The following is a 24778-nucleotide window of genomic DNA, read 5'->3' on the forward strand; positions in this document are numbered from 1 at the left end:
GTCTACGACGTCGCGAGCGGCGAATGGTATGCCTTTATCAACAATCACTGGGAACCCGCCGGCGACAAAATCGGCAAAACCCTCCGGTTCATCGGCAAAAGCATCGAAGAAGAACAGAAATACTGGAACCGGCGGGCAGAAATCGAAAACACCCCCGAGATGCGAAACCTCGTTGCTCAGCTCCAGAATCACCTGAACCTCAGCAAAAACCACACAAAACAGGTGGCTCTCCGGAAGATGATCGAAGGCTCCTCCATGCAGGTGAATCTTACCGAAGCCTCTGACGGCCGGTATATCACCTGCAAAAACGGTGCGATCGACTGCAAAACCGGCGAGTTCATCCCGATCTGGGCGTGCGACTCGATCCGGGAGAAGTACCCGCTGATCTACTTCGATCTGACCTACACGCCCGGGCTTCGCTCGCAGGCGTTCATCGACCACCTCAAAAAGGTGTTTGACGATAATACGAGCGGCCTTTCCGAGGAGGAGCGGACGCTTCGGATGATTGAGCTCGGCCGGTTTTTTCTGCGGCTGACGGGCTATCTGCTGTATCCGGGAAATCCCGAGCAGATCATCCTTTTCCTGTGGGGAAAGGGAAGCAACGGGAAGTCGACGACGATCGACGTGCTGAGGGAGATCTTCGGGTCGGAGATGTCGGAGGCGTCGGTCCGCGAGCTGTATGCAGGATTTGAGGACCGGCCGGCGTCGGGGATCTGCCGCTCGCTTTCGAAGCGTGCGATGCTGATCTCGGAGGCGAGCGATGAGGAGTCCCGGGGCGGGCGGATCAGTGCGGATACGGTGAAAGCGCTGACGGGGGACGCGATGACGAGCCGGTTCCGCGATATGTATGCGAAGTCGCGGCCGCAGAAGGTGGTCTGCACGCCGGTGGGGGTGACGAATGAGCTTCCCCGGTTTGATAAGACGCTGGATTTTGCCCTGCTGCGCCGGCTGAAAACGATCCCGTTTCCGCATCTGTTTGCGGGGGATGAGCGGGTGAAGGATATCCGGGAGTCGCTCCTTGCCGAAAAGGATGCGATCTTTTCGATGATGGTGGATGAGCTTATCGCATATACGAAGGAAGGTCTTTTGCCGGTTCCGGCGTTTTGTGCTTCGACGCAGAACGAACTGCTGGCAGGGTTTGAGGTGTCGGCGTTCATTGAGGAGTGTGTGGAGAAGTCGGAGACGGGGCGGGTGTCCCGTCTGGAGCTGGAGGAGGCGTATATTTCGTGGTGTGCCAGGCATGATATTCCGGTGGGTCTCGCGAAGATCCAGATGCCGGGGTATGATGAGTATTCGCAGGTGAATTTCCGGCAGGGTCTGTCGGAGAAGGAGAAGAGGGCGCTGTTTAAGGGGATGCGGGTGTATGGGTATGATGAAAAGAAGAATCACGGAACACGGTATTTCAATTGTGTTTTGAAGAATCTTGGGGGCACATAGGACCTGCCCCCCGTTTATTGTGTTGGGGTTTGGGGGCAGGTTGCCGAAATCTACATGCCCCGGAATCTAGTTTATTTTAGGCTCTTTTTTGACAAAATGGCTTCTTTGCTGAGTTTTTGATGTGGGGGCACATTTTTCCCGAAACTCTCTTTTTTGTAGGAATTAGGGGTATATTTAGGGTTTTGAAAATTTTCCCAGGGTTTTGAGAAAAATGTGCCCCCTGGAACGGGACTCTGTTTGGAAGGAATTTGCCGGATGCGGACACATGAGAAATCCCCCGCGAATAATATCAGGGATCCTGGGACCCTTCCCGGAAACATTTCCCCCGATGAAATTTTGTTCATTTTTCGCAAATCAAAGATTTGGTTGCAAGTCTATCGACTTGGTCGCAAGGCAAAGCCTTGCTCAGCTTTGGGCGAGCCTTGCGGCTCACCCCGCCTCAGCTAAGATCGCCGGCTACGCCGTCGATCCGCCTCCGCTAATGGACCTAAAGGTCCCCGCTTCCACTCGCGAATAGGCTTTTCCATTCTAAAATCACCTCCCGCCGATCAATTTGACCATTTTTTAATGATGGTTTTCGGCTGGTAAATATTGAAATCGCCAGCATTCGGCGTATTTTTTCTTTGGAGCGGGGTGTTTTTGATCCTCGGACCCTTTTTTTCGAATCGAAACGGTCATTTTCGCGTGGAGATATTTGGAAATCCTTATACCGTCTTTATCCTAATATCTTCTCAATGCCATCCCCCTGACCATGGATCAAAGACGACAAAAACCAAACGATCTGCGCTTCATCAAGGCCGAACATGTCATACGGTCATCCTTCATCCATCTCATCGCCGAGAAAGGATTCGAAGACCTCTCCGTAACCGACATAGTCACGCATGCAGAGATCGGTCGCGGGACATTTTACCTCCATTACAAAGACAAACATGACCTCCTGCATACATTCGAAAAGGAACTTACCGCCGACATGCAGGAAATAATCCGGAGCATACAGACCACAGGCATCGCAGCCGTCGGCGAGATCACGATCAGGCTCTTCACCTACTTTGAAGACCATATCCTGACAATGCAGGCACTTTTCGGAGAGAAAGGCGATTTCGGATTCAGGAACCGGATCAAGGAAATGGTCTGGTACGATGAATTTTCCCGGATATTCGCCCAGGGCATACGGGAAAAAGGATCCTCGGTCCCCGTTGAGTATCTGGCATCCTACATCGAGTCATCCATCCATAGCCTCTTTCTTACCTGGCTCAAAAAAGAGAAACGGGAGAGCCCGGAGGAGATCACGGGCATCATACTCGAACTTATGCTGACTGCGATGAGGCCGGCAGGCTCCGGATCGCCGTGAAGGGTGGTCAACCGGAATTAATGAACAGTTCGTCAAAAATAGTGTATCATTATATGGTGATATCCCCTAAAGACAGATTGTTATGAAAAATTATTTTGATTTGACCGGACGTGTCGCCGTGATCACCGGAGCCTCCTCCGGACTTGGCGTTCAGATGGCAAAAGCATTGGCAAATCAGGGGGCTGACATCGCGATCCTTGCAAGAAGAAAGGAAAAACTCGAACAGGCCGCAAAAGAGATCGCGGCTCTCGGTGTTAAGTGTATCCCGGTGAAGTGCGACATCACGGATACGGCCCAGATCGAAGAGGCAAAAAAGGAGATCCTCGCCAAATTAGGCAGGATCGACATCCTGGTGAACAGTGCCGGGACCGGCGGGGTCGCACCCACAGTTGATGTATCCGACGAAATGCTCATGAATGAGATCAATATCGACCTTGTCGGGACATTCAAGATGGCCCGTGCGGTCGCTCCGGAAATGATCAAGCAGGGATTTGGGCGGATAATCAACATCGCTTCGATGTATGGGCTTGTCGGGAACATGATCGCGCCTTCCGCAGCATATCACGCGGCAAAAGGCGGTGTCGTGAATCTGACCCGGGCCCTCGCAGCCGAATGGGGAAAGGACGGGATCACCGTCAACTCGATCTGCCCGGGGTATTTTGTCACTGAACTGACCGAGTCGACCCTGAAAACAGAGCAGTTTGCCGCTTATGCAAAAGGAGCGATCCCTGTAGGACGGTACGGCGATGAGGGAGAACTCGATTCGACTGTCATCTATCTTGCCTCTCCTGCTTCGAACTTTGTTACCGGAATGAATATCGCGGTCGACGGAGGATACACCTGTATCTGAGATCAGAATAGAACGGATCCCATCTCATTTTTTCCTTGCCGGACCCGGCGTTTTCTATCTCACGTGTGCAGCTTCTTCGCACTCCGGAAGGATAGCTCTTCCTGCGGCTGTTATTTTCACAAAAAACTGATCATCGCAGATCAGACCTATCACCTTCCCTTTGCAGTAGATACAGTATTCACCAAACATTTTCCTGTACGAGATCTCCGACGGATCACCTATCTGACCGCAGACATACTCAACAAAATCCAATTTTGATGCCATTACTTCTCTTCATGCACATGTACGTGATGCATATCCTCCCCGTGCGGATGATCATGTTCCAGCCGTTCATGCGTATGTTCATGACTATGTTCTTCGAATACAGGCGGATCATGCACATGGGAATGATGACCGTCATCATGCCGGTGGCGGTGTTCATGGATCATCCGTTCATGGATATGGAAATGGGTATGTCCTCCCGTCGCCGCAAAATACGCTCCCAGAACCATGATCCCTGCCGCCAAAGCAAAAAGCGGGGTAAGCGGCGTCCGGAACACCGCAAATGAGATCCCCGCCCCGATAAACGGCGCCACCGCATAAAACGCGCTCGTCCTCGCGGCGCCCAGATCCCTCTGCGCCCGAACATACAGATAGATCGACAGCCCGTACGCAAAAAACCCCAGAACCAGCGCCGCGACCACGCTCACGAGATCGGTCTGCATCCCGGAAGCAAGCGCCGCGATCAAAAGAGCCCCGAACCCGGCTCCGAATCCCTTAACCACGACGATCTGCATCGGATTTTTCAGCGAAAGCATCCGCGTGCAGTTGTTCTCCACACCCCAGCAGACACACGCGAGGATGACAAGGATCGACCCCGCCGAAAATGAAAAACTGCTCATATCCTCAACCGTCAAAAGAACGCTTCCTAAAACGATCAAAAGGATCGCGATCCACAGCCTTCTGCCGATCGCCTCCCGAAATATCAGGAGGGCGACAAGCGCCGTCACCACGATCTCAAAATTATTCAGAAGCGAGGCGTTCGCCGCAGTCGTGAGAGAAAGACCCAGCATCAATAAAATCGGCGCCGCGATATCCAAAAGGATCATACCGATCACAAACGGCAGATCTTTTTTTGCAAGCGGCGCCTCCTTTTGCTCCCGGGTCCTCGCCCGCGTCACAAGATTCACCGCAAACATCCCGATTCCCGCTCCAAGATACAACAGGGCCGCCATCAGCTCGGGAGACGTCGTATTGAGCAGGATCTTTGCCACCGGAGAGCTGATACCATACAAAACAGCCGCCAGAATCGCAAACCCGATCGCCAGTCTGCCTGCGGAAACATGCATACCTTCCATTTGTCCCGGAAAGTGATGAGGTTTTTCATATTGAGGATGTCAAATTGAAATGTCGATTTGTTGGGCAGAGTAATAATTAATTAGATGATCCTTTTTGGGTTGTACTTCGGTTTTGTGTATGGGATTTTTTTTGATGGGCGCATTCATCACACGAAATTCACGAAAAAATCCACGAAAACACGAAAAAGAAAGAATAGGCTGGGTGGGGAAAGATGTAGTTCCCCTCCCCCGTCCCCCACACAAAACATACGAACTCGCAAACCTTCGGTTTGCTCGGCTGAGGTCGTCGACTTCGTCGCCAACCCGCCAACGCAATTCACGAAAAGGGGGACGGGGGTGGAAGGATTCGACGACCGAAAGTGAGATTCGGGAGGGAGGTTGTTGGGTGTGGACACATGATTTTATTTAACCGCGAATCTCCGCGAATCCTCGCGAATCGCATTTTTCTTGCGTTCGGGTGCTCTGCTCCGGCTTATCGCCTACGCAGGAATCGCACTCTCTCTGGAAAAATGCTGAGGAATAACCGGCGTGCCGGTTTTTCTTATGTTCAACATCTTTCAATATATGTGAATGAGGAGGGATGATCACTTTTCTTATTTTGAGGTTCGGGGCCGCGACTCCGGCGCGGATCGACCGGCGGTGGAGTATCCTATTTGCTTGGGCCCCTATTTGTTTCCAGATAGTTCATCAGGAGCGAAGCAGACCTTCAATCCTTTTTATTTGATTCAGGGTATGAGGAGGAGATTGCGGGACTCTAACTAAATTCACTGTTTTTTCAGATAATATGTATACCCAGACGTGAATTTGAGGGTATTACCATCGTCTGAAAGTGTTATAATAACATTAATACGTGTCGCTTGGGCGGTATTGGGTGCATATAGTGAATATGAGTTATCAGACAAACGTTTCCACGAACCCTCAGTGTTATAAGAATACGTTCTTACTTGATTTCCAACACTAGCAGAGCCATAGGTCTGTATATGGGTGACGAGACATGTTCCATCTTCAAACATATCTAATACATAGTTTTCATCATCAGTCCATGTTCCCACAATAGGATCAGGATTCTGTTCCACACTCATATTAGAGGTGCAACCCGCTGAGAATACAAGTGTTAGTGTCAATAATATGAGGAGGAATAAAATAAATTTAATTTTCATAATGCTTCAATCCAATAATTTTCTACTTACTTTTCTGATAGGTTACAGTACTAGTCCCATAGGAACTATATGGAAATACATACACAAGTGATTGCTTGTTATCTGATAGTCTCATTTGTGAGATGGCGTCATCTCTATTAATGTAGTACACCGTATCTGATTTACGAGTCCAAGTCTCTTTCTTACTAAAAGTGACTCCATTCTCGGAATACTTAAAGTTGACAGTGCCATCATTTAATACTTCAAAAGAAACTGGAACATTATTTGAAACTTTTCCTGTACAAACCCATGTACCTACAAGTGGGTCATCAATGGCAGTATTATTATTATTCATGATACAACCTGCAGATAATACAAAAGTTATCATTAAGCCAACGAGACCCAGCATGATCAATGTTCTCTTCATTTTCAGTATCCTCTCCAACCCATGAGACACATAACAAAACCTACTATAAATACGATAAATCCAAATATAGCGTTAAATGATGTAATTATCTGAATACCTAACAAAATGAGTATAATCCCAAAAAATATCAATCCTGCTCTTATAACAACTGTGCTTAGTATCCCCATGGTTAATATATACTATTCTGTCATTTATGATAAATGTATCTTGGATTTATTAAAGATTTCAACCTAACTTTGACATTTTGATAAAATTTCCATCTCCCCTCCGAATCGGATTTTGATCAACTCCGCGTAAGTCCTATCAAAAATAAGGGCATGTATTTCAAGACCTACTATTGCACCATTAAGTCACAAATACATTCAAATAATCTTCAATATAATACCCTAACTAATTAGATGATTATATGCCCCCACACAACCCGCCACAACAGATTGGAGATAATTATATTTGCGCAGGATGTGGCGGACAATTTAAACTGCACGAGTTAAAACATTGCCCTGAGTGCGGATATTATTATTGTCCAGCATGTTATCGCAAACATCGATGTATAGATTTGGGAGACGGTGTCGCAGCAATCAGAAAGGGAGACCTGATTACTCCGTCTAAAAAGACTCTTCTCAATTATATTGACCCAACAAAAATACGCAAATTCTGCTCAAAATGCGGAAATGTGTTCCATCCCAATGACTTAATTCAATGTCAGGACTGCGGCATGTGGTTTTGCAGGGAGTGTGCAAAGAATCATACATGTGACCCTGAGCTAAGAAAGAAATGGTTACAAGTCCACAATCCAAAAAAGTTCAAAGCAGAATATAAGAAACGCGACCTAAGACCACTCATAGCGGTTGGAATAATCTGTGTAATAATTATTATACTCATAATCGTGTTTCATTAACTTCCCCTCTTTTATTGCAGTGTACAAACAGGAAAAGCTGGATGAGGGTGCGAGAAGTTTTCCCTCGCTCCCTGAGAGATATTTGTCTATTATTCCACACGCATTCGATACGTGAAATCAGCATTCATTCCCGGAAAAAGAGATGTATTTTATCCTGATTCCAAAAATAGGATGCCACGCCGCGGACCGGTTCAAAAAAAGAGAGAATGAGAACATAAGAAAAACCCGCACGCGGGTTTTTCCTCAGCATTTGTCCAAGAGCCAAAGGCTCTTGAGACGTCTCACGAGCTTTCAGCTCGTGGACTTTTCCAGACGGCGTGCGATTCCTGCGTAGGCGAAGCCCAAGCGGGCAAAGCCCGCTTGAGGCGGCACGCAAATCTTCGATTTGCACGCATCAGCCGGAGCAGAGCACGACGGCGCAAGGAAAATGCGATTCGCGGTGGGATTCTCTTGTGTCCAAACGAATGCCTTACACGATATCATTGTGCCTCTCATATATATGTCAGTTTTTTACTTTTGACATCAAACTGCGTAACTTCAATTATAAGTTCACCATTTTTCAAAAAGTTATATTATGTATTAACAAAAAGTATTTATTACCGTGAAAAAATGCCAGTTTCAAAAATAACTAAAAACACAACTGTAAAAAAATCCGCAACAAAAAAGACATCCGCAAAGGCACCTAAAACATCTGTCAAAAAGACTAATTCTGCAGCAACAACTCCTATTTATAAACCAGGCGGATTATTCTCAAAAAAGACTAAAGAGATTGTATTGCGCCGCCAAAATTGCATCTGCCCTTTATGTGGCACTAAATTAGATTACACAAATGATGGGGGTTCCAATCTTGGAGAAGAATGGAATGCTCACCATATAACCCCTCGTGAACAAGGCGGATATAATTATCCGGAAAATTGTGTTGTGTTATGTAGAGTTTGTCATAAAAGGATACATAAAATACAAAAAGCGTTTCCAAATGAGAATTATTATCAGGCAAAAAAACGTCTTGATGATATAGTGAAGATTAAAAATGAATATTCATTAGTCATAAATACTGAGAGGGATTTTGGTAAGGCTTTAAAAATTTACAAAGATATCGTCTCTGGAAAGAGACCAAAAGGTGTATCTCTATCTCCAGACCCTAGAAGAATTTTCTAAACCTAGTTTACTTGATATTGGAAACAAGAAAATCTGTTCAAAAAAATCGCGGTTGGAAAAAAAAACATCATGGCAAAAAATATTTTGCCAAGATCCCCATATCTGGTCGCCCTCCCGAATCTCATTTCCAGCCGCCGAATCCTTCCCCTCCCCCCATCACTGGATTTATCTGTATCCGAAGTAATATACTGAATAAATGCCCTTATCCGTCCTTGCCATCACAACTTCCCCGCGTCGTCACGGCAATACTGAATCTGCTCTCGACAAGGTGCTCGAATCGTTTTCCGGGATGTCTGTTGAAAAGGTCGTCTTAAACGATCTCGACATCGCGCCGTGCAAAGGCTGCGGCAAATGCGAAAAAACCGGCGTATGCATCCATCAGGACGACTTCGTCGAACTGGCAGAAAAGATCCGGGCGTGTGATCTTCTCGTCTTCGCCTCCCCGGTCTACTCCATGTCGGTCTGCGCCCAGGCGAAAATGCTCATCGACCGCTGCCAGGTCTTCTGGTCGCGAAAGTATGTCCTGCATGATCTGCCAAAACCCGAAGGAAAAAAGTTCGGGATCTTCATCTCGGCGGCAGGCCAGACCCGGTCCGGGATCTTCGATCACACGGTCCCGGTGGCGCAGTTTTTATTCGACGTGTCCCAGATCCCGGCGTCACGTCTCAGTTTTCTGCTCCTGCCGGGTCTGGATAAAAGAAATGACTTCAAAAACAGTCCCGATTCGATCGCCCGGGCAAAAGAGGCAGGAGACGCTATGGCGGCACTGATGGTGGAATCATGATAAAAATGCTCGTGATCAACGGAAGCCCGAGAAAGGGCGGGAATACGGAGACGGTCCTGGATGCCTTCATCGAAGGAGCACAGGAGGCGGGCGCCGATGTCGAAAAGATCCGGCTGGTCGAGATCGATCACAAAAACTGCAGAGGATGTAATGCCTGCCATAAAACCGGGATATGCATTATCAAAGATGAGCTGACGCCGGTGTTCGATAAGCTCCTTACTGCGGATATCCTGGTTCTGGCGTCCCCGATCTACTCGATGACGGTGACGGCGGAGATGAAGTCGTTTATCGACCGGGGCCAGTTTTTGTGGGCGCAGAAGTTTTTCACGAAGACGCTCTCCTTCAGCGAAGAGCATCTGGCGAAGCATACGGGTGTGTTTTTTGCGACGTCAGGCCAGAGCATGCGGTCTATTTTCGATTCGGCGTTTCCGGTGGTCAGGGTGTTTTTCAATGACGCGGGGTTCTCTTATACGGAGAATGTGTTGTTCCCGGGAATGGATAAGCACGGCGGGGTGAAGGGATGGCCGGAGAGTCTGGTCGAGGCAAGAGAGCGGGGAAAAGAGATCGTGAAGAAGATGGATATGAAATTGAAGGCCTGACCCTTCACTGTTTTTTATTTAGGAGTAGCGCGGTGTGGAAGCATGAAAAAAAAACCAACCGCGAATCTCCGCGAATTAACGCGAATCGCATTTTCCTTACGTTCGGGTGCTCTGCTCCGGCTTATCGCCTACGCAGGAATCGCACCCTCTCTTGAAAAATGCTGGGAAAAACCCGCGTGCGGGTTTTTCTGTTGTTTGATTATTTTTTATTAAACAAAGAGAAAAGTTAACGGAGAGAAAAACCGGCACGCCGGTTTTTCCTTAGCATTTTTCCAGCCGGCGTGCGATTCCTGCGTAGGCGATAAGCCGGAGCAGAGCACGACGGCGCAAGGAAAATGCGATTCGTGGGAATTAGCGGAGATTCGCGGTTAAATTATCTCTGTGTTCCCCACCAAACCGTACCTTTCCCGTATTGAATAAAAAACCAACCCCGCACAACTCCTATTTCATCAGTGCCGAGTATCCTCTAATCACTTTTTTCTTCCAGAACTCTTCCGGATCGTCTTCCAAAAGAGCCTCGGCGGTATGCAGATCCGCCCGGGCACAGACCGCTTCCCGGGCAAGCGAGCGTTTCACCTCGCGTTTCTGCCGCATCGGCGTAAAGGAAAGGTCACAGACCACATCCCAGAATACGAGTCCCCCGGCCGGTGCCGGATGGACCCGGGCCGTTGGAGAGGTGAGCAGCTCGTCGATGACATCCGGTCCGGCGAGGCCGAGGCCGACGGTCTGCAAAGCCCCGGCCATCCCCCGGACCATGTTCCAGAGAAAACTCTTCGCGGCGACCTCGAAGACCGGGCAGCCGTCAGCTCCCTCGAAGACCGCGGCGCGGGTCACGGTCCGGACAGGATCCCTGCCGGGCTCCATTTTCGAAAATCCGCTGAAGTTGTGGGTGCCTGCCAGGCGGCACGCCGCGTCCTGCATTCCGGAAACATCCGCAGGATAGGGAAAATAATACCGGTAGCTCCGCTCCTTTGCTGCGTATCTCGGATAAAATTCGTCGTCGACTTCGGCGGCGCCGAGACACCAGATATCGTCCGGCAGATGAAAATTCAGCGCCTCGACGGCGAGTTCCGGTCGGTTGGTCGTGATCGAAAACAGCTGTCTTCTCGCACTCACCCCTTTATCGGTCCGTCCGGCCGTCCGGAAATGCGCCTCTTTCGCGTCGGAAAAGAGCCCGAGCTCGATCCCGCCGGCCACAAACTCCCCTTCCACGGTCCGTTTATCCGGCTGATACTGGGAGCCGGCGAAGTTCTGTCCCCGGTAGCCTGCAAGGAACGCGAGCTTCATCTCACCCGCCGGGGTTTGAGTCTGGAGGTCTGCCGGCGGACCTTTCGAACGACGTTGTGGAACGACTGGGACGTGTAGGTCCGAATCGGCGTCTTTTTACATCTGCTCTCGATCTTTCCCTTTCTGATCGCGTCTAGGATCGAGGGGACCGTCCGTTCCTCCGCGTCGATGATATTGATCCCGTAGCCGACGAACTGACAGGTGTGGGCATCCGACCCGGCGGTCATGGGTATATGATATTTTCTTGCGAACTTTGCGGCACGATTGTTCGCCGTTCCGATATAGTATCTGCTGTTGAACACTTCGATCGCGTCGGCTTCCCGCAGGGCTTTTGGCGCGTGGAGACCGACCGCGTGCCGCCACCGGTGGTAGGGGTGGGGAATGACCGTGAGGCAGCCTTCTGCTTTTGCCTCCCGGATCGTTTCGATCGCGTCCTTTCCCGGCGCAAAGGCCTTCGTCGTTCCAAGAACGAGGACATGTCCCTGTCTGGTCGAGACCTCGATCCCCGGAATGATCAGGATCCCGGGATCTTTCAGCCCGAGCGCCTGCTTTGCTCCCTCGGTCGTGTCATGATCTGTTATCGAGATCGCATCAAGTCCGCGTTCCTTTGCTTTGGCTATGACCTTTTCGACGGAACACTTTCCGTCTGCCGATGCGTTTGTGTGGATATGCAGATCGCAGGTTATCAGAACCATCTTAAGGTAATTACTATGTAAGTACAAAAACATAAGGATAACATACAATGCATGTTCTCTTTCCCACAGGACGCCAGAGTGCACCCTCCCTCGGTCTGGCTTTATCCAAGGTAACAGAGTTCACCTGTCAGATCATCGAAACAGGCGAAATCGCGTCGTTTTTAACACCCGCAACGCTTGAGAAGCTGATTGCCGATCATCCCTGCGATCTTGCGGTCGTTTCCGGTATGTGCACGGCTTCTTTTTCCGGGGTGGAAAGGAGAACGGGCGTTCCGGTCCGCAAAGGAACGCGCCATGCGGCCGATATGGGGATCTGCGTTCCGCTGATAGCGGCCGGCAGGCTTTCTGCGGATATGCCGGCCGATGATATGCTTTTGGAAGAGAAGGCAAAGGCCGCCCGTGAGGCTCTGGTTATCTCGGAGAGCGGGGCGGATGCGTTTTTTACGATCCGGGGGGTGAAGATCGGGGGGTCTTCGCGGATCAAGGTGATCCATGAGATCATGGATGCTCACCGGCATCCCGCCCTTCGGGATGCGGTTATCCGCGCAAAGAAACACGGCGCGGATATCGTGGATCTCGGGTTCGGGTTCGATGCGACCGCTGATGATGTGGTCAGGTGTTTTTCGATGGCGGGGGATCTGGATATTCCGCTTTCGATCGATACGCTGGATCCCGAACTGATCGAGGCGTCGCTTTTCCGTGCGGATCTGATCCTTTCTCTCACAAAGGAGACGATCCCGCTTCTCGCAGAAAAGATCCTGGAATCGGGATCCGCCGTGGTTCTGATCCCGCGGGAAGGCGCATCACTCGAGGAGACGGTCGTTTCGGCGCTTCAGGCCGGGCTTTTCAAGATCCTCGCCGATCCGCTGCTCCAGCCGCCTCTTTCGGGGATGACCCGGTCCCTTGCAGGATATTTGCCAAAGATGCCCTGCCCGAAGATCCTCGGCTGCGTGAATGTTGTGGAGATGATGGATGCCGACAGTCCGGGGATATGCGCCATGCTCGCATCGGTCGCGGCCGAGACGGGCGCCGCGTGTCTTTTGATCTCCGAGCACTCGGACAAGACCCGGGGGACGACCGCCGAGATGCGGCGTGCGGTCGAGATGATGACCTTGTCAAAGGGCCTGCCGTATCCGAAGGATACCGGACTCGATCTTCTGATTTTGAAGGAGAAACGTCTCCGTCGGGAACCTCCTCTCCTGTATGAGGAGATAAAGGACGCCGGGGCCCCTTCAGAGTCCCTCGTCTATGATCCGAAAGGAAACTTCCGGATCGGAATCGAGAACGGGTACATCGTTGCCGTGAGGAATGGAAAGGCGATCCGGGGAACGTCGTGGTATGATGTTTTCTCAGAGATCCTCGCGGAAGACGGGGTCTCGCTGCTGGATCACGCAGGCTATCTTGGAAAAGAGCTGTATAAAGCGGAGCTTGCCCTTCGCTTCGGCAGAAGTTTCGAGCAGGACGGGAAGTTTTAGGTATGCGGTATTATCTGCGAAAGGATGTTCTGATCGTCAGAGGAGATTTCCGGGCGGCGAGCAGCGGTGTGGACGGCGGCCTTGCGGATGTCAGGTCGATTCTGAACATCTCGATTCCCTCGCAGTTTTCGGATGACGCCTCAGCGCACATCGCCCGCGTGTCGATGGAGAACGGATTTTTACAGCCCTATTTCGGGCTTCTGACTGCTCTGCCGATCACGAATCTCTGCATTGCCAGATATGACTATGTCACGGTTTTTGTCACGGCCGCCGTTTCAGACCGGAACCGGACGATCAATATCATCGTGACCTGTGAGAGGCCGCTGACCGATGCCGCTCTGCTTGGGGCAATGATGACGGCGACCGAAGCAAAAATGCAGGTGATCACGGCGAGAAAAGTCCCCGGCAGCGCTCTTTCTACGGACGCAGTTGTCGTTGCCTGTGAAAAGTCAGACGGTCCTGCCGAGGCGTTCGCGGGACCCCTGACCGGGACCGGGATGCGGATCTCGAAAGCCGTTTCCCATGCCCTGACGGAGGCGCTTGTCCGGTTCGATAATTATCTTCTGTCCACCTGGGGGGTGACCCGCGGATGGTCCCGGGGACATCCGGCGATCGTTTCGCGGCGGCGTCCCTCGTTTTTTATTTACAGCCGGTACGGGGGGGATCACTGGAACGAGTGGATCCCGGAGGACTGCCCGTATTATCCGTGTCATAATTATTCTGATCAGCAGTGCAGTTTCTGCTACTGCCCGCTCTATCCCTGTATGGACACGGAGCTTGGTCAGCTGATCGATACGCCCAACGGGAAGATCTGGAGCTGCATGGACTGCCGTCTGGTCCACGAACCTGCGGTGGCGAATCATCTTCTGCGAAATCCCGAAGCAGATGTTCTTGAACTGAAGTCAGTAAAAAAGAAAAATATTTAGAGTCCGAGCTTTTTTGCAAGCTCTTCTAAGGGGATGCCGTGGACCATTGCGGCCTCGCGGATGGTCTCGTTGTTTGCGATCGCGCAGCCGAGGCAGCCCATACCGAAGCTCTGAAGGGTTGCTGCGGACTCAGGTTTCTCGCGGAGAAGGTCGGCGATAGTTGAATCAAGTGTGATTGCCATGGTACTATGTTGGCGGGATTACTACTTGATATTTGCGAAGAAGATACTCAAAAAAGATTAATGGGATGATGCATGGGAGGATGCTTTCTTCTCGAAAGTGATGACCTCTTTCCATGCAAGATCGACCCATTCGCCGTTTTCGAGCCGCATCACATCGTATGAAGGATAGGCATCCCCTTTCTCGTCGAAGACGATCGTTCCGGTGAGTCCGACATGCCGGATATTGTCAAGACCCTCTCTGATCCCGTCCGCCGTGTATCCGCTGTTTTCTATTGCCTGGGACACGACGATCATCGTATCATGTCCGTAGATCGAGTCGCGGACCATCAGGGCTTCATGGAATTTTTCTACATAATGCTCCTCGTAGGAGGGGTCCGAGATCCTTCTCGACTGGGAAAACCCGATGAGACCTTCGGAGTATGCACCGACTTCCAGCGGGACCTGCCGGTTGGTCACCATGTCAGAGCCGAACCATGCCGGGTGAAGCCCTTCCGCCTCCGCGGCTTTCATGATCTCCACACACTGACTCGGGTTGACGATCAGAAGAACAGACTGCGGCTGGGTTTTCTTCATCTCTGCGATGATCGCGCCCGCGTTCAGCGTGTCGGAGTCAGGGACCCCTATGCAGGATACGATATGCATATCCGGATATGAGGTCTCGCCTTCGTTGAGGAATGCATATCTCAGGCTTTTTCCGTAACTGGTGTTAAGATAGATCATCATGACATTTTGCGTATCGTTACGTCCGCCGATGATCTTTGCCATGCCTGCCCCGAGGTAGATGTCGGAAGAGACCGTTCTGTAGACATAATTTCCGTATGCCGAGAGGCCCGCGGATGTTGCCGAAGGAGAGATCAGGACGATCTCATATGACTCCGCATACGGGGCAAGTGCGAGCGTCACGGTACTCGTCAATGCGCCGATGACGACCGGGATGCCTTGTTCTTTGATCTCTTTGAACTGTTCTTTTGCCAGAGTGACGTTTCCTTTGTTGTCATAATACTCTGCCCTGACCGGGACGCCCCGGATGCCTCCCGCATTATTGATATCCTCGATCGCGAGTTCGATCCCCCGCATATACTCGACGCCGAACTCCGCCATCTCTCCTTCGAAAGGCAGGGAAACCGCGACGACCACTTCATTTTCCGGAAAATCGCTGGTGATGATCGTTCCAAACGGGTGGAATGCGATGATAAACATGAGGATCGTCAGAACGATGATGCCAATAGTGATGTACTTCGCTGCTTTTGTCTGCGGCGGTTTTTCATGATGACCCGACATTTACTTCTCCTCCTTTTCTGGGTCTTTTGATTCGTTTTCGGTCCGGGTCTTTTTTCTTCCGAGGAGGCTCTCTGTTCCTGCGGCAAAGACGATGTGTTCTTTGGCGAAGTAGGCAAACAGCGCTACACCCAGCGTGTTGACGATGGTGATCGGCAAAAACGTGCTTGCGACGATCGCGACGATCTCTTCGACTGTCTGAGTGCCGAAGATGATCCCGCACCCAGGAACGATGATGAGCAGATGTATCCACTCGATGACAACGGTCACCAAAACCGCCTTGAAGATGGTGACTCTTCCCTGCCACCACCGGACGGCAAATCCGGCGATAAGGCCGGCCGCGAGAATGGCAAGCGAGCATCCGATCGCCGTCGGCCCGCCCTGGGCAAGACGGTAGACGCATCCGATGAGACCGGCGAGGCCGCCGATCAGCGGGCCGCCCAAAAGGCCGGCGACGATCGGACCGATCGCGCTGAAGTTGAAGATGAGACCGTTGACATCGATCCCCCGAAACACGCCGTAGATGGAAAGCCCGCCGCCCAATGCGACGGTCCACAGTTTATCGGTGAAGTTCGCGGCTCCGCGGACGAGTTTTTTGAACATCTCCGTCTTTGTGAAGACGAAGAGCACGACCACGATCACGAGCATGCGTTCGATCAACGGGATGCCGTTTTGCAGGAACGAGGATTCTATCAGCAATGCCACATAGATCGAAAGTCCGCTGCCGATCCCCATGACGGCCATCCAGAGCCGGGACCCTTTTGCATACTTCGGCAGTCTGCTGTCGAGGTAGATGACGATGAATCCGAAGATACCAAACAGGATCGCCGAAAACGCCGCGATCTGACGGATGACCGTCATTGGATCGGCGATCACCATTGCGAGAATGACCACGCCGGTGAAAACGAGGAGTGTTATCTGATACAGATTGTGTTCACTGGGCAGAGCTTTGCCTTTGTCTTCGCCCAGATGGCGGACCACTTTGGCGAGAGCTCTGGCGCGTGCATCCATACCAACAACGACGGCGCCAAAGAAAATCACCGCGACGAACATCAGAAACACAGACGGCCCGTAGGGGATCGAACTGAAGATATAGAGGATCTGGGTGATCAGTGTATCAAGGGTGATCTTCGCTCCGTGCGGCATGAAGGATACGGCGTATCCCGCATAGCCGAGAAACATGAAACCGATCGTGACGACTGCGACAAAGAAGAACCCTGTCATGACGTCGAAATTCACACTGCGGATATATTTTCTGAAAAAAGATTCGTTCTGGAGGGTGCACTCCTGTTTGTCTTCGGTGTGTATCTTTGTTTTCTGGGAAAGCCAGACCGAGTAGAGCATGAGGTTCAGTCCGGATCCGACGACTCCCAGGATCGCGAGGATCGCCATCTCGGAACCGGCGGGGATGGAGGGGACCAGTCCGTCGAGAATGAGGTTGAAGGAGAGCGGGAACTGGGTCAGGGCGATGAGGATGACGCCGGCAAGTATGCTTATCAGGACTGCCATGACCGGTTCGAGGATCTCGTAGGAACTGGTTCTGATGACGGCGAGTGTCAACACCAGCAGAAATACTGCTATCAGAAAGACCGAGTAGATGCCGGGAAGCAGATAGTCCAGAAATGTCGCGGAGAATACGAGCATCGCGCCGATCGCAAACATCTCCATGAGATAGGAGCCGATTATCAGATAGGAACCCCAGTTTTTCGGTCCGGGCAGACGGTTCAGGGCGTCGAAGATCGTCTGGTTGGTCGCGAGGGTATAACGGGCGATCCCGTTGGTGAATGCGTATTTGAAGATGAGGGTGATGATGACGACCCAGATCAGGGCAGGACCGTAGTGAGCTCCGATTTCTATCGCTTCAGTAACTCCGGCTTCGCCTGCCGCGGTGATCGCGAGCAGAAGACCTGGTCCGAAGAATACAAAGTTATTTTGAAACCATTTTCGCAGGCGGGATATGAGCGGTTCTTTCATCGATTCTATGTATTTTTTGCAGGTCTGAGGTTATATACTCTTGGAGTTGGGTGATAAAAAGACGGGTTTTGCCAGGTTTACCGGGCGTTTATCTGAGAAATTCCTCACAATGCGTTGAATGCGGCAGCTGATGCTCCGAGAAGAGGGGCTTTACCTTCAAGGGCGGAGATGCGGATCTCCGGAGCGGGGAGATATCTGTCGATATGTTCGGTCATTTTTCTGGCGATGAGGGAAGGATAGTTTCTGACGATCGGGCCGTCCATTATGATCAGGTCGGGGTTGTAGGCCGCGATTATCGAGGAGAGCCCCCGTCCGTTTATTTTTGCAAGTTCATCAGAGAAGGAGATGAAGAGCGGGCTCCCCTGTTCAGCGGCATACAGGATCTGACCGGCGTTCAGCATGGATTTTGGATCATATTCGATCCGGTCCAGACTCCATGCCCGGAAAAAGTTCGGGATGCCTTTTCCGCTCGCGTAGGCTTCCCAGTGTCCGGTCCCTCCGCATCCGCAGGGAAGATCCCATGTCGTGTCGACGAGAAGATGGCCGGCTTCGGAGGCGTTTCCGTTCGCACCGCAGAGCAGTCTGCCCCGTTCCAGCACGCCTGCGCCGATCCCGGTGGAAAAGGTCAGATAGACGAGCGCTGCCGCATCCTTTGCTCCGCCGAAATGATACTCGCCCAGAGCGCCGGCTTTGCAGTCGGTCATCATCCTTACCGGGATCTTGAACATCTCCTGCAGGGGTTTAGCAAGGAAGATCGTTTCACATTTCATGTTGGGCGAGCCGGTGACCGAACCGGTTTTCAGATCGACGGGTCCTGCGGTGCTGATACCGATCGCTTTTGGTGAAATGCCTGTTTCTGCGGTCAGTTCTTTGATCATCGTGCTGATGCGGAGCTGAATGTCCATGCCGTTTGTCAGGTCTTTGACCTCATTTTGGGCGAATGCCAGAATTTTTCCCTCTTCGTCAACGATCCCCGCACGGAGGTTGGTGGCGCCAAGATCGACCGCGGCAACATACGACAGATCATCCATATTATTGGTAGGTGTGTTCTTCTCGGTCATCAACTCTCTCTTTATCTGATATGTTCCTTAAAAACAGGACTTCAGTTTTTTCGGTAAAGATCGCACCGCGTAAGTCCCATCCAAAATCTAAACCGGCAAGTTCACTGCTATCCGGTTTTCGACGCTCAAAGCCATCTGCCGGGTGCTCGGCTGTCAGCCGGGAGATATCCTGGAATATCAAAAATGATCCCTTCTTATTTCCTGCACGCATGCAGACGGCACAATCCTTAACTATCTATAATCCGAAACTCTGTACCAATTATGATTACCGTCGGGCTTTTAGGGTGCGGAAATATCGGTCATGTGATCGCAAAAGGTCAGGAAAACTTCAGGATTACGGCAGTATATGATTCGGTTTCTGCACGTGCGGAGGCATTCGGCAAAGAGTTCGGCGCAGCTCCTTATGATGATTTTGCGGCATTTCTTCAGGAGCCTACCGATATCGTCGTCGAGGCCGCATCCGTTGCGGCGGCAACCACTCATGCAGAGAGCATTCTACTGGCGGGAAAGGATCTTGTCATTATGAGTGTCGGGGCACTCGCTGATGTATCTTTTCGTGAAGAACTCATCCAGACTGCCCGCGAGATGAAGAAAAAGATCCACATCCCCTCCGGGGCTATCATGGGACTTGACAATATCCGTGTGGGCCAGATCTCCGGAATCGATAAATTCGTTCTCCGCACAACAAAAAATCCCAAATCCCTCTCGCGTGAAGCCGAGGAAAAGACCTGCATCTTCTCGGGAAAAGCCTACGACTGTGTTCATCAGTACCCAAAGAACACGAACGTTGCCGAGTCTCTTTCGATCGCCTGCGGCAGAGATGTGGATGTTGAGCTCTGGATGGATCCGAATGAAGACCGGAACATGCATGAGATCTTCTTCGAAGGGGAGTTCGGCGAGGCATATATCCGCGTCAGAAACGTCCCGTCTCCGGACAACCCGGCGACCAGTTATCTTGCGGCCCTTTCGATCCTGTCGCTTCTGCAGAATCTGGACAATCCTTTGGTGATCGGCGCATGAACTTTGCAAAGGAAATACGCAGGCTCGCCGCCGAAAAAGGCGCTCTGATCCTCGCACACAATTATCAGCCGGCAGAGATCCAGGATCTTGCCGACATCACCGGCGACTCGCTCGAACTTGCCAGAAAAGCAAAGGAAGCAAAGGAGGCGACGCTCGTTTTCTGCGGGGTGTATTTCATGGCAGAGACGGCGAAGATCCTTTCGCCGGAAAAAACCGTCCTGATCCCAAGGCCCGAAGCGGGCTGTCCGCTTGCCGATCAGCTGACGCCGTCTTCTGTCCGTGCGGCAAAAGAGGCTCACCCGGGATCGCCGTTCGTTGTGTATGTGAACTCGAACGCGGCGACGAAAGCCGAGTGCGATATCACCTGTACGTCTGCGAATGCCGCGGATGTCGTCCGCTCCCTTAAGGAAGATACGATCCTTTTCGGTCCGGATGCGAATCTTGCCGCGTATGCGCAGCGGATGGTTCCGGAAAAGACGATCATCCCGGTCCCGAAGAACGGGGGCTGCCCGACTCATCACCAGTTTACCGTCCGGGATGTTTTGGCCGCACGCCGCGAGTATCCGGACGCCTCGGTCATCTGCCACCCGGAGTGTCCCCCCGAGGTCCAGCTGGCAGCCGATCTTGTCGGGTCGACCGGGTATATGATCCGGAGATCCGGTGAAAAGAAGGAGTGGGTTATTCTGACAGAGAAGGGGATCATCCACCCTCTGCAGAAGAAGTATCCAGATACTATATTCCACGCTATCGATACGGCTGTCTGTCCGAACATGAAGCTCATTACTGAAGAGGATCTCTACATTACGCTCAGAGACGGCGTCTTTCCGATCCAGGTGCCGGAGAGTATTGGACAGCGTGCCCGTCTTGCGATCGAGCGGATGATCGAGGCATCGGTATAGATGATCCCGACCGATCAGCTTCTCGCGTTTGTCGCCGAGGATGTTTCCGCAGGTGATATCACGACCCTTGCTCTTTTGGAAGACAAGGCCGTTTCGGCGCATATCGAGGCGCGGGAGGAGATGGTCGTGTCAGGGGTCGAGGAGTGTGTCTGGCTTTTTAAGAATGCCGGAGTTCTCACCGATGTTCATGTGAGCGACGGGTCGACTGCTCATTCCGGCGAGCATATCATTTCGCTTAAGGGTTCGGTACATGCCATACTTTCATTAGAACGGACGTGTCTGAATCTTCTCGGGCGGATGAGCGGCATTGCTTCTTCTGCTGCAAAGGCATCCCGCCTTGTTTCGGTCGTGAATGATCATGTCCGTGTTGCCGGAACGAGAAAGACGGCGCCGGGTCTCCGCTTTTTTGATAAGAAAGCATTGATCGCCGGCGGCGCTCTGCCTCACCGGCACACTCTTTTTGATCAGTTTCTGATCAAGGATACCCACCGGGCATTTATGCCGGTCGACGAGGCGGTAAGAAAATGCCGGGAGTATTCCGACAAGACGATCGAGTGTGAGGTGGAGTCAGCCGAGGATGCTCTTCTTGCGGCAAAGACCGGCGCTGATATTATTATGTTCGATAATATGACTCCGGATCTTATCCGCGAGGCGATCGCCGCTCTTGAGGCGGCGGGTCTTCGCGGAGAGGTGACGCTGGAGATATCGGGCGGGATCACGCCCGAGACTGTAGATAAATATGCCGGGATCGATGTGGATGTGATCAGTATGGGGGCCCTGACGCATTCGGTCCGGTGTGCCGATGTCAGTCTGGAGGTCGATTTGTAGATGCATGTCAGGCTGTCGGCCGCCGCGGTTCTTTTTGAGGGGCGCGGAGGTAGTTTTCTATGAACTGGCGTATTCGGGAGATGGAGGATGATGACTGGGATCTGGTGAGTCAGATTTATCAGGCGGCACTGTTGGAAGGGATCTCGACGTTTGAGACGGTCTGTCCGCCTTTTGAGGTCTGGGACAAGGCGCATCTGCAGGACTGCCGGTATGTTATGCTTGTCGGGAATACAGTTGTCGGCTGGTGCGCCCTGAGTCCGACGTCTGCCCGGGAAGCCTATAAGGGAGTTGTGGAGGTCAGTATTTATTTTGACAAGGCATTCCGGGGTTTAGGTCTGGGCACCCATCTCCTTGATCATCTCTGCAGAAAAAGCCAGGAGAAAGGGTACTGGTGTTTGTTTGTGAATATTTTGTCGATTAATCCTGCGAGTATCGGCCTCCATATCAAGTGCGGTTTTCGGGAGGTCGGGTATCGTGAACGGATCGCGAAAGACCGGTTCGGTCAGTGGCAGAATACGATCGTGATGGAGCGAAGAAACGCGATCACCTAGGTCTGCCGTCACCGTTTTTTTACAAAATTTTGCACCGCTCTCATTCAGTGGGAGCGGTGTTTTCTGCATTTGCCGGGGCATTATCGCACCGCGCGGTCAGGGGTTTATATGGTTGCAAGTTAATCTGTTATTTGGAGATCAACATGGACGCACAGCAGATCCAGCAGATTACCGACAGAATCTCCCAGAACTTAGTGTCTAAAGGAGTTTCGCCGGATAAGCACAGCATTTCAGAGAAACTTACGCTCTATATCAATGAGTTTGGCGTGGTGCCGTTCGAAGCGGAGCGCAAAGTGCTTTCTGATCAGTATAAACAGCACAAGATCCCTGAGGAGGCAAAGCCCGCCGCGGGTTCTTCGTCAGGCGACCTCGTACATATTGCCGATATCCAGCCCAATGACTGGGTCAGTGTGGAGGTGAAGGTCGTTTCTTTGCAGGCGCCGAACTCTCCGGCGATCGCGCAGAGCGGGATTTTTGCAGACAGTACCGGCGCGGTGCGTTTTGTCGTTTTTTCCAAGGCGTCAGAGCTGCCGAAGCTTGAACTCGAGAAATGGTACCGGATCGATTCAGCGGTGGTCGATTCGTTTAAGGGCGTTGCCAATCTGAAGCTTCATTCCGGGTCCCGCGTTACGGAGATCGAGGATGACCGGTGTCTGGTTCCGTCCGAGCCTGCCAAGTTAAACGAGCTGAAAGCCGGGGTCGTTTCCTGTATCCACGTGAAGTATATCGAGGAGTGGGAGTCGAGGAGTGACCGGATGATGCAGAGCGGCCTTGTTGCTGATGAGTCCGGGAGGATGAAGTTTGTTTTGTGGCAGGATCCTGATAAGGAGAAGCTGATCCCGGGCGCAGTGTATAATATATTTTATGCAAGCGTGGATGAGTACAACGGAAGGCTTTCCCTGACGCTGAACTCGGCGGTGTGGATCCAGGACGAGGATGCTGAGATTTCGGTGCCGGTGTCTGCGGGAAGTTCCGCTCCAAAAGAGCCCCTGCCGGTTTCTTCTATACGCGATCTTTCGGTCGGCTATGCTTCTCTCCGGGTCAAGTTTGTTGAGGAGTGGGAGTCTAAGAGCGAACGGATGATGCAGACCGGTCTTGTCGGGGATGAGACGGGGAGGATCAAATTTGTTTTGTGGCAGGATGAGTCCAAGGAGCGTCTGGAACTCGGACGCGTTTATGAGATCATCAATGCTAAAGTGGATGAGTTTAACGGCCGTCTTTCGATCAGTCTGAATCCGGCGACGTATTCGGCAGAGGAGCCGACGGCGGATATAGCGGTCGGGACGCGTATGGATGAGGTGTCCGGGACGATCGTGCAGGTTTCGAAAGGGTCCGGCCTTGTCCGGCGCTGTCCGGTGGAGGGATGCAACCGTGTTCTTTCCCGGCAGAACTTCTGCCCGATCCATGAGATCCAGAACTCTTTCAATTATGATCTCCGGATCAAGGGTGTTGTGGATAATGGTCAGCGGGCGTATAATGTTCTTGTGAACCGGGAGGTCACGGAGGCGCTTTCCGGTATGACGATGGATCAGGCGATCGAGATCGCTTCGAACAGTCCCCTTGGTCTGGAGGAGATCCAGTCGGTGCTTACGGAGCGTCTGTGCGGGCGCTATGTGAAGTGTTTCGGTACTGATTTTGACGGCAGGATCCTGGTGAAGTCTGCGGAGTTTATCCGTCTTGATCCAAATGTCACTGCCGAACTTATGAATCGCGCAGGTGCATCTGCGGGAGGTAACGGGATATGAATTCAGGTTCTGTATCAAACGGCCAGTTTATGTCTTATGAGCGTGAGCCGGCAAAGCGTGTGTTCGCTGCTGAACTGCGCGAGGCGTCAAAGATGATCAAAGACTCTGAGGATGAGAAGAGTCCGGTGTATCTTCTGCTGCCGACCGGCGAGCGGTGTAATCGTGTTCTGATTGCCGGGGCGATTACGCAGAAGGATAAGGTGGGTGATCAGAATATTCTGTATCGTGCGCGGGTTTCGGATCCGACCGGAATATTTTATATCAACGCAAGTTCGTATCAGCCTGAGGCGATGCATCAGCTTGCGAAGATCGATACTTCCACTCCGTCGTTTGTGGTGGTGGTCGGCAAGCCGAATGCTTACACGACGCCTGACGGGAAAACCCTGATTTCTGTGCGTGCGGAGTCGATTGTTGTTGTGGATCAGGAGACACGCGATCTGTGGGTCCAGGATGCGGCGCGTTCTACCCTTGACAGGGTGGACGCTCTTGTTTCGGATGTTCCTTCTGCGGATGTCGTTCTTGCGCGCGAGACATATCATTTATCGGCGGAACACTGGAAAAAGATGGTTTCTGACGCTCTCTCCCGGATCATGCAGCTGTGATTCCATTCAAAATCTTCTTTTTCCGAATATCATTCCGGAGTCTTTATATGCCGCAATACCTAACATTATTACCTCACAAACCAATCGGTCAGTGATGAACGATGCCGGATATATTTCCGGTTTTGTCCAATCTCTGATTCGGTGGGTTTATAAGTGATTGGAGGTAACTATGTTACCTCGCAAGGCTCTCGAACTGCCTTTTGGGTTCTCCGGCTTCTGATGCCTGAGTTTTCCGGAATGCGGTTCGAAGACTATATAAGCATTCGATGCTGATA

At 51.7% G+C, this 24778-nt stretch carries 23 protein-coding genes and 1 pseudogene; 15 read left to right on the plus strand and 9 right to left on the minus strand.

The window, feature by feature from the left end; translation table 11 throughout:
* From EYA77_RS03810 to EYA77_RS03820, 3 genes are all read left to right on the plus strand, one after another.
* Positions 1–1437: hypothetical protein (locus tag EYA77_RS03810; RefSeq protein WP_167815911.1), on the plus strand; the 1437-nt coding region annotated here is incomplete at its 5' end.
* A 751-nt stretch (positions 1438–2188) separates the two neighbouring features.
* The gene (locus EYA77_RS03815) at positions 2189–2788 is read left to right on the plus strand and encodes a TetR/AcrR family transcriptional regulator (protein WP_095641838.1); all 600 of its coding nucleotides are present in this window, start codon (positions 2189–2191) and stop codon (positions 2786–2788) included.
* Positions 2789–2870: 82 nt separating this feature from the next.
* Positions 2871–3638 (plus strand): SDR family NAD(P)-dependent oxidoreductase, encoded by a 768-nt coding sequence (locus EYA77_RS03820; protein WP_167815912.1) that lies wholly within the window; start codon positions 2871–2873, stop codon positions 3636–3638.
* A gap of 54 nt (positions 3639–3692) precedes the next feature.
* Here EYA77_RS03820 and EYA77_RS03825 read toward each other — a convergent pair whose 3' ends face one another.
* From EYA77_RS03825 to EYA77_RS03840, 3 genes are all read right to left on the minus strand, one after another.
* Positions 3693–3902 carry a TfoX/Sxy family protein gene (locus tag EYA77_RS03825; RefSeq protein WP_095641840.1) on the minus strand — a complete coding sequence of 70 codons (210 nt, stop codon included), beginning with the start codon at positions 3900–3902 and terminating at the stop codon, positions 3693–3695.
* Positions 3902–4966, minus strand: a complete 1065-nt coding sequence (locus EYA77_RS03830; protein ID WP_167815913.1) for a DMT family transporter — start codon at positions 4964–4966, stop codon at positions 3902–3904. The genes EYA77_RS03825 and EYA77_RS03830 overlap by 1 nt, the downstream gene beginning before the upstream one ends.
* Positions 4967–6157: 1191 nt before the next feature.
* Positions 6158–6541: a hypothetical protein gene (locus EYA77_RS03840; RefSeq protein WP_167815915.1), complete on the minus strand. Its 384-nt coding sequence runs from the start codon at positions 6539–6541 to the stop codon at positions 6158–6160.
* Between the two features lie 1507 nt (positions 6542–8048).
* Between EYA77_RS03840 and EYA77_RS03850 the strand changes: the two genes are divergently transcribed.
* The 3 genes from EYA77_RS03850 to EYA77_RS03860 all read left to right on the plus strand — a co-directional run bounded on the left by EYA77_RS03850 (position 8049) and on the right by EYA77_RS03860 (position 9980).
* A complete protein-coding gene (locus EYA77_RS03850; protein ID WP_167815917.1) occupies positions 8049–8597 on the plus strand; it encodes an HNH endonuclease in 549 nt (182 codons plus the stop codon).
* A gap of 196 nt (positions 8598–8793) precedes the next feature.
* Entirely contained in the window at positions 8794–9381 is a 588-nt protein-coding gene (locus EYA77_RS03855) for a flavodoxin family protein (protein WP_042699030.1), read from the plus strand.
* Positions 9378–9980, plus strand: a complete 603-nt coding sequence (locus tag EYA77_RS03860; protein ID WP_042699033.1) for a flavodoxin family protein — start codon at positions 9378–9380, stop codon at positions 9978–9980. The genes EYA77_RS03855 and EYA77_RS03860 overlap by 4 nt, the downstream gene beginning before the upstream one ends.
* Positions 9981–10421: 441 nt before the next feature.
* Here EYA77_RS03860 and truA read toward each other — a convergent pair whose 3' ends face one another.
* Both truA and EYA77_RS03870 read right to left on the minus strand, forming a co-directional pair.
* Positions 10422–11267, minus strand: a complete 846-nt coding sequence (gene truA, locus EYA77_RS03865; RefSeq protein ID WP_167815918.1) for a tRNA pseudouridine(38-40) synthase TruA — start codon at positions 11265–11267, stop codon at positions 10422–10424.
* A complete protein-coding gene (locus EYA77_RS03870; protein ID WP_167815919.1) occupies positions 11264–11962 on the minus strand; it encodes a PHP domain-containing protein in 699 nt (232 codons plus the stop codon). The genes truA and EYA77_RS03870 overlap by 4 nt, the downstream gene beginning before the upstream one ends.
* A gap of 47 nt (positions 11963–12009) precedes the next feature.
* Between EYA77_RS03870 and EYA77_RS03875 the strand changes: the two genes are divergently transcribed.
* Positions 12010–13437 (plus strand): dihydropteroate synthase, encoded by a 1428-nt coding sequence (locus tag EYA77_RS03875; protein WP_167815920.1) that lies wholly within the window; start codon positions 12010–12012, stop codon positions 13435–13437.
* Between the two features lie 2 nt (positions 13438–13439).
* The gene (locus EYA77_RS03880; protein ID WP_042699038.1) at positions 13440–14363 is read left to right on the plus strand and encodes a cysteine-rich small domain-containing protein; all 924 of its coding nucleotides are present in this window, start codon (positions 13440–13442) and stop codon (positions 14361–14363) included.
* Here EYA77_RS03880 and EYA77_RS03885 read toward each other — a convergent pair.
* The 4 genes from EYA77_RS03885 to EYA77_RS03900 form a co-directional block, all read right to left on the minus strand.
* Positions 14360–14545, minus strand: coding sequence for a DUF1858 domain-containing protein (locus EYA77_RS03885; protein WP_011834035.1), 186 nt, complete (start codon positions 14543–14545; stop codon positions 14360–14362). The two genes, EYA77_RS03880 and EYA77_RS03885, sit on opposite strands and share 4 nt — an antisense overlap.
* A 57-nt stretch (positions 14546–14602) precedes the next feature.
* Positions 14603–15826: an ABC transporter substrate-binding protein gene (locus EYA77_RS03890; protein ID WP_042699043.1), complete on the minus strand. Its 1224-nt coding sequence runs from the start codon at positions 15824–15826 to the stop codon at positions 14603–14605.
* Complete coding sequence (locus EYA77_RS03895) at positions 15827–17797, minus strand: Nramp family divalent metal transporter (protein ID WP_167815921.1); 1971 nt, start codon at positions 17795–17797, stop codon at positions 15827–15829. It lies immediately after the preceding gene.
* Between the two features lie 104 nt (positions 17798–17901).
* Positions 17902–18858, minus strand: a complete 957-nt coding sequence (locus EYA77_RS03900; RefSeq protein ID WP_167815922.1) for an ROK family protein — start codon at positions 18856–18858, stop codon at positions 17902–17904.
* Positions 18859–18952: 94 nt separating this feature from the next.
* On the opposite strand from EYA77_RS03900, the pseudogene EYA77_RS10030 reads away from it, so the two are divergent.
* From EYA77_RS10030 to EYA77_RS03935, 7 genes and pseudogenes are all read left to right on the plus strand, one after another.
* A pseudogene (locus tag EYA77_RS10030) lies at positions 18953–19045 on the plus strand (helix-turn-helix domain-containing protein); the annotation flags it as partial.
* Positions 19046–19119: 74 nt separating this feature from the next.
* On the plus strand, positions 19120–19878 hold the full coding sequence (gene nadX, locus EYA77_RS03910; protein WP_042699056.1) for an aspartate dehydrogenase: 759 nt from the start codon (positions 19120–19122) through the stop codon (positions 19876–19878).
* The gene (gene nadA / locus EYA77_RS03915; protein ID WP_167815923.1) at positions 19875–20777 is read left to right on the plus strand and encodes a quinolinate synthase NadA; all 903 of its coding nucleotides are present in this window, start codon (positions 19875–19877) and stop codon (positions 20775–20777) included. Before nadX ends, nadA begins: the two co-directional genes overlap by 4 nt.
* On the plus strand, positions 20778–21605 hold the full coding sequence (nadC, locus tag EYA77_RS03920; protein WP_095641850.1) for a carboxylating nicotinate-nucleotide diphosphorylase: 828 nt from the start codon (positions 20778–20780) through the stop codon (positions 21603–21605). It begins immediately after the preceding gene.
* Positions 21606–21664: 59 nt separating this feature from the next.
* A complete protein-coding gene (locus EYA77_RS03925) occupies positions 21665–22156 on the plus strand; it encodes a GNAT family N-acetyltransferase (RefSeq protein ID WP_042699066.1) in 492 nt (163 codons plus the stop codon).
* Positions 22157–22299: 143 nt separating this feature from the next.
* The gene (locus EYA77_RS03930) at positions 22300–23901 is read left to right on the plus strand and encodes a hypothetical protein (protein WP_095641851.1); all 1602 of its coding nucleotides are present in this window, start codon (positions 22300–22302) and stop codon (positions 23899–23901) included.
* Positions 23898–24503: an RPA family protein gene (locus EYA77_RS03935; RefSeq protein ID WP_209315001.1), complete on the plus strand. Its 606-nt coding sequence runs from the start codon at positions 23898–23900 to the stop codon at positions 24501–24503. The genes EYA77_RS03930 and EYA77_RS03935 overlap by 4 nt, the downstream gene beginning before the upstream one ends.
* The last annotated feature ends 275 nt before the right edge of the window (positions 24504–24778 follow it).

Source organism: Methanocorpusculum sp. GPch4 (assembly GCF_012062385.1).
GTDB classification, from domain to species: Archaea; Halobacteriota; Methanomicrobia; order Methanomicrobiales; family Methanocorpusculaceae; genus Methanocorpusculum; species Methanocorpusculum parvum.

Excerpts from the sequence above, each read along its gene's own strand:
- nadC (WP_095641850.1), top strand. The coding sequence starts at position 20,778 with ATGATCCCGACCGATCAGCTTCTCGCGTTTGTCGCCGAGGATGTTTCC.
- EYA77_RS03935 (WP_209315001.1), top strand. The coding sequence starts at position 23,898 with ATGAATTCAGGTTCTGTATCAAACGGCCAGTTTATGTCTTATGAGCGT.
- truA (WP_167815918.1), bottom strand. The coding sequence starts at position 11,267 with ATGAAGCTCGCGTTCCTTGCAGGCTACCGGGGACAGAACTTCGCCGGC.
- EYA77_RS03930 (WP_095641851.1), top strand. The coding sequence starts at position 22,300 with ATGGACGCACAGCAGATCCAGCAGATTACCGACAGAATCTCCCAGAAC.
- EYA77_RS03825 (WP_095641840.1), bottom strand. The coding sequence starts at position 3,902 with ATGGCATCAAAATTGGATTTTGTTGAGTATGTCTGCGGTCAGATAGGT.
- EYA77_RS03840 (WP_167815915.1), bottom strand. The coding sequence starts at position 6,541 with ATGAAGAGAACATTGATCATGCTGGGTCTCGTTGGCTTAATGATAACT.
- EYA77_RS03815 (WP_095641838.1), top strand. The coding sequence starts at position 2,189 with ATGGATCAAAGACGACAAAAACCAAACGATCTGCGCTTCATCAAGGCC.
- nadX (WP_042699056.1), top strand. The coding sequence starts at position 19,120 with ATGATTACCGTCGGGCTTTTAGGGTGCGGAAATATCGGTCATGTGATC.
- EYA77_RS03890 (WP_042699043.1), bottom strand. The coding sequence starts at position 15,826 with ATGTCGGGTCATCATGAAAAACCGCCGCAGACAAAAGCAGCGAAGTAC.
- EYA77_RS03830 (WP_167815913.1), bottom strand. The coding sequence starts at position 4,966 with ATGCATGTTTCCGCAGGCAGACTGGCGATCGGGTTTGCGATTCTGGCG.
- EYA77_RS03860 (WP_042699033.1), top strand. The coding sequence starts at position 9,378 with ATGATAAAAATGCTCGTGATCAACGGAAGCCCGAGAAAGGGCGGGAAT.
- EYA77_RS03850 (WP_167815917.1), top strand. The coding sequence starts at position 8,049 with ATGCCAGTTTCAAAAATAACTAAAAACACAACTGTAAAAAAATCCGCA.
- EYA77_RS03880 (WP_042699038.1), top strand. The coding sequence starts at position 13,440 with ATGCGGTATTATCTGCGAAAGGATGTTCTGATCGTCAGAGGAGATTTC.
- EYA77_RS03900 (WP_167815922.1), bottom strand. The coding sequence starts at position 18,858 with ATGACCGAGAAGAACACACCTACCAATAATATGGATGATCTGTCGTAT.
- nadA (WP_167815923.1), top strand. The coding sequence starts at position 19,875 with ATGAACTTTGCAAAGGAAATACGCAGGCTCGCCGCCGAAAAAGGCGCT.
- EYA77_RS03925 (WP_042699066.1), top strand. The coding sequence starts at position 21,665 with ATGAACTGGCGTATTCGGGAGATGGAGGATGATGACTGGGATCTGGTG.
- EYA77_RS03895 (WP_167815921.1), bottom strand. The coding sequence starts at position 17,797 with ATGAAAGAACCGCTCATATCCCGCCTGCGAAAATGGTTTCAAAATAAC.
- EYA77_RS03870 (WP_167815919.1), bottom strand. The coding sequence starts at position 11,962 with ATGGTTCTGATAACCTGCGATCTGCATATCCACACAAACGCATCGGCA.
- EYA77_RS03855 (WP_042699030.1), top strand. The coding sequence starts at position 8,794 with ATGCCCTTATCCGTCCTTGCCATCACAACTTCCCCGCGTCGTCACGGC.
- EYA77_RS03820 (WP_167815912.1), top strand. The coding sequence starts at position 2,871 with ATGAAAAATTATTTTGATTTGACCGGACGTGTCGCCGTGATCACCGGA.
- EYA77_RS03875 (WP_167815920.1), top strand. The coding sequence starts at position 12,010 with ATGCATGTTCTCTTTCCCACAGGACGCCAGAGTGCACCCTCCCTCGGT.
- EYA77_RS03885 (WP_011834035.1), bottom strand. The coding sequence starts at position 14,545 with ATGGCAATCACACTTGATTCAACTATCGCCGACCTTCTCCGCGAGAAA.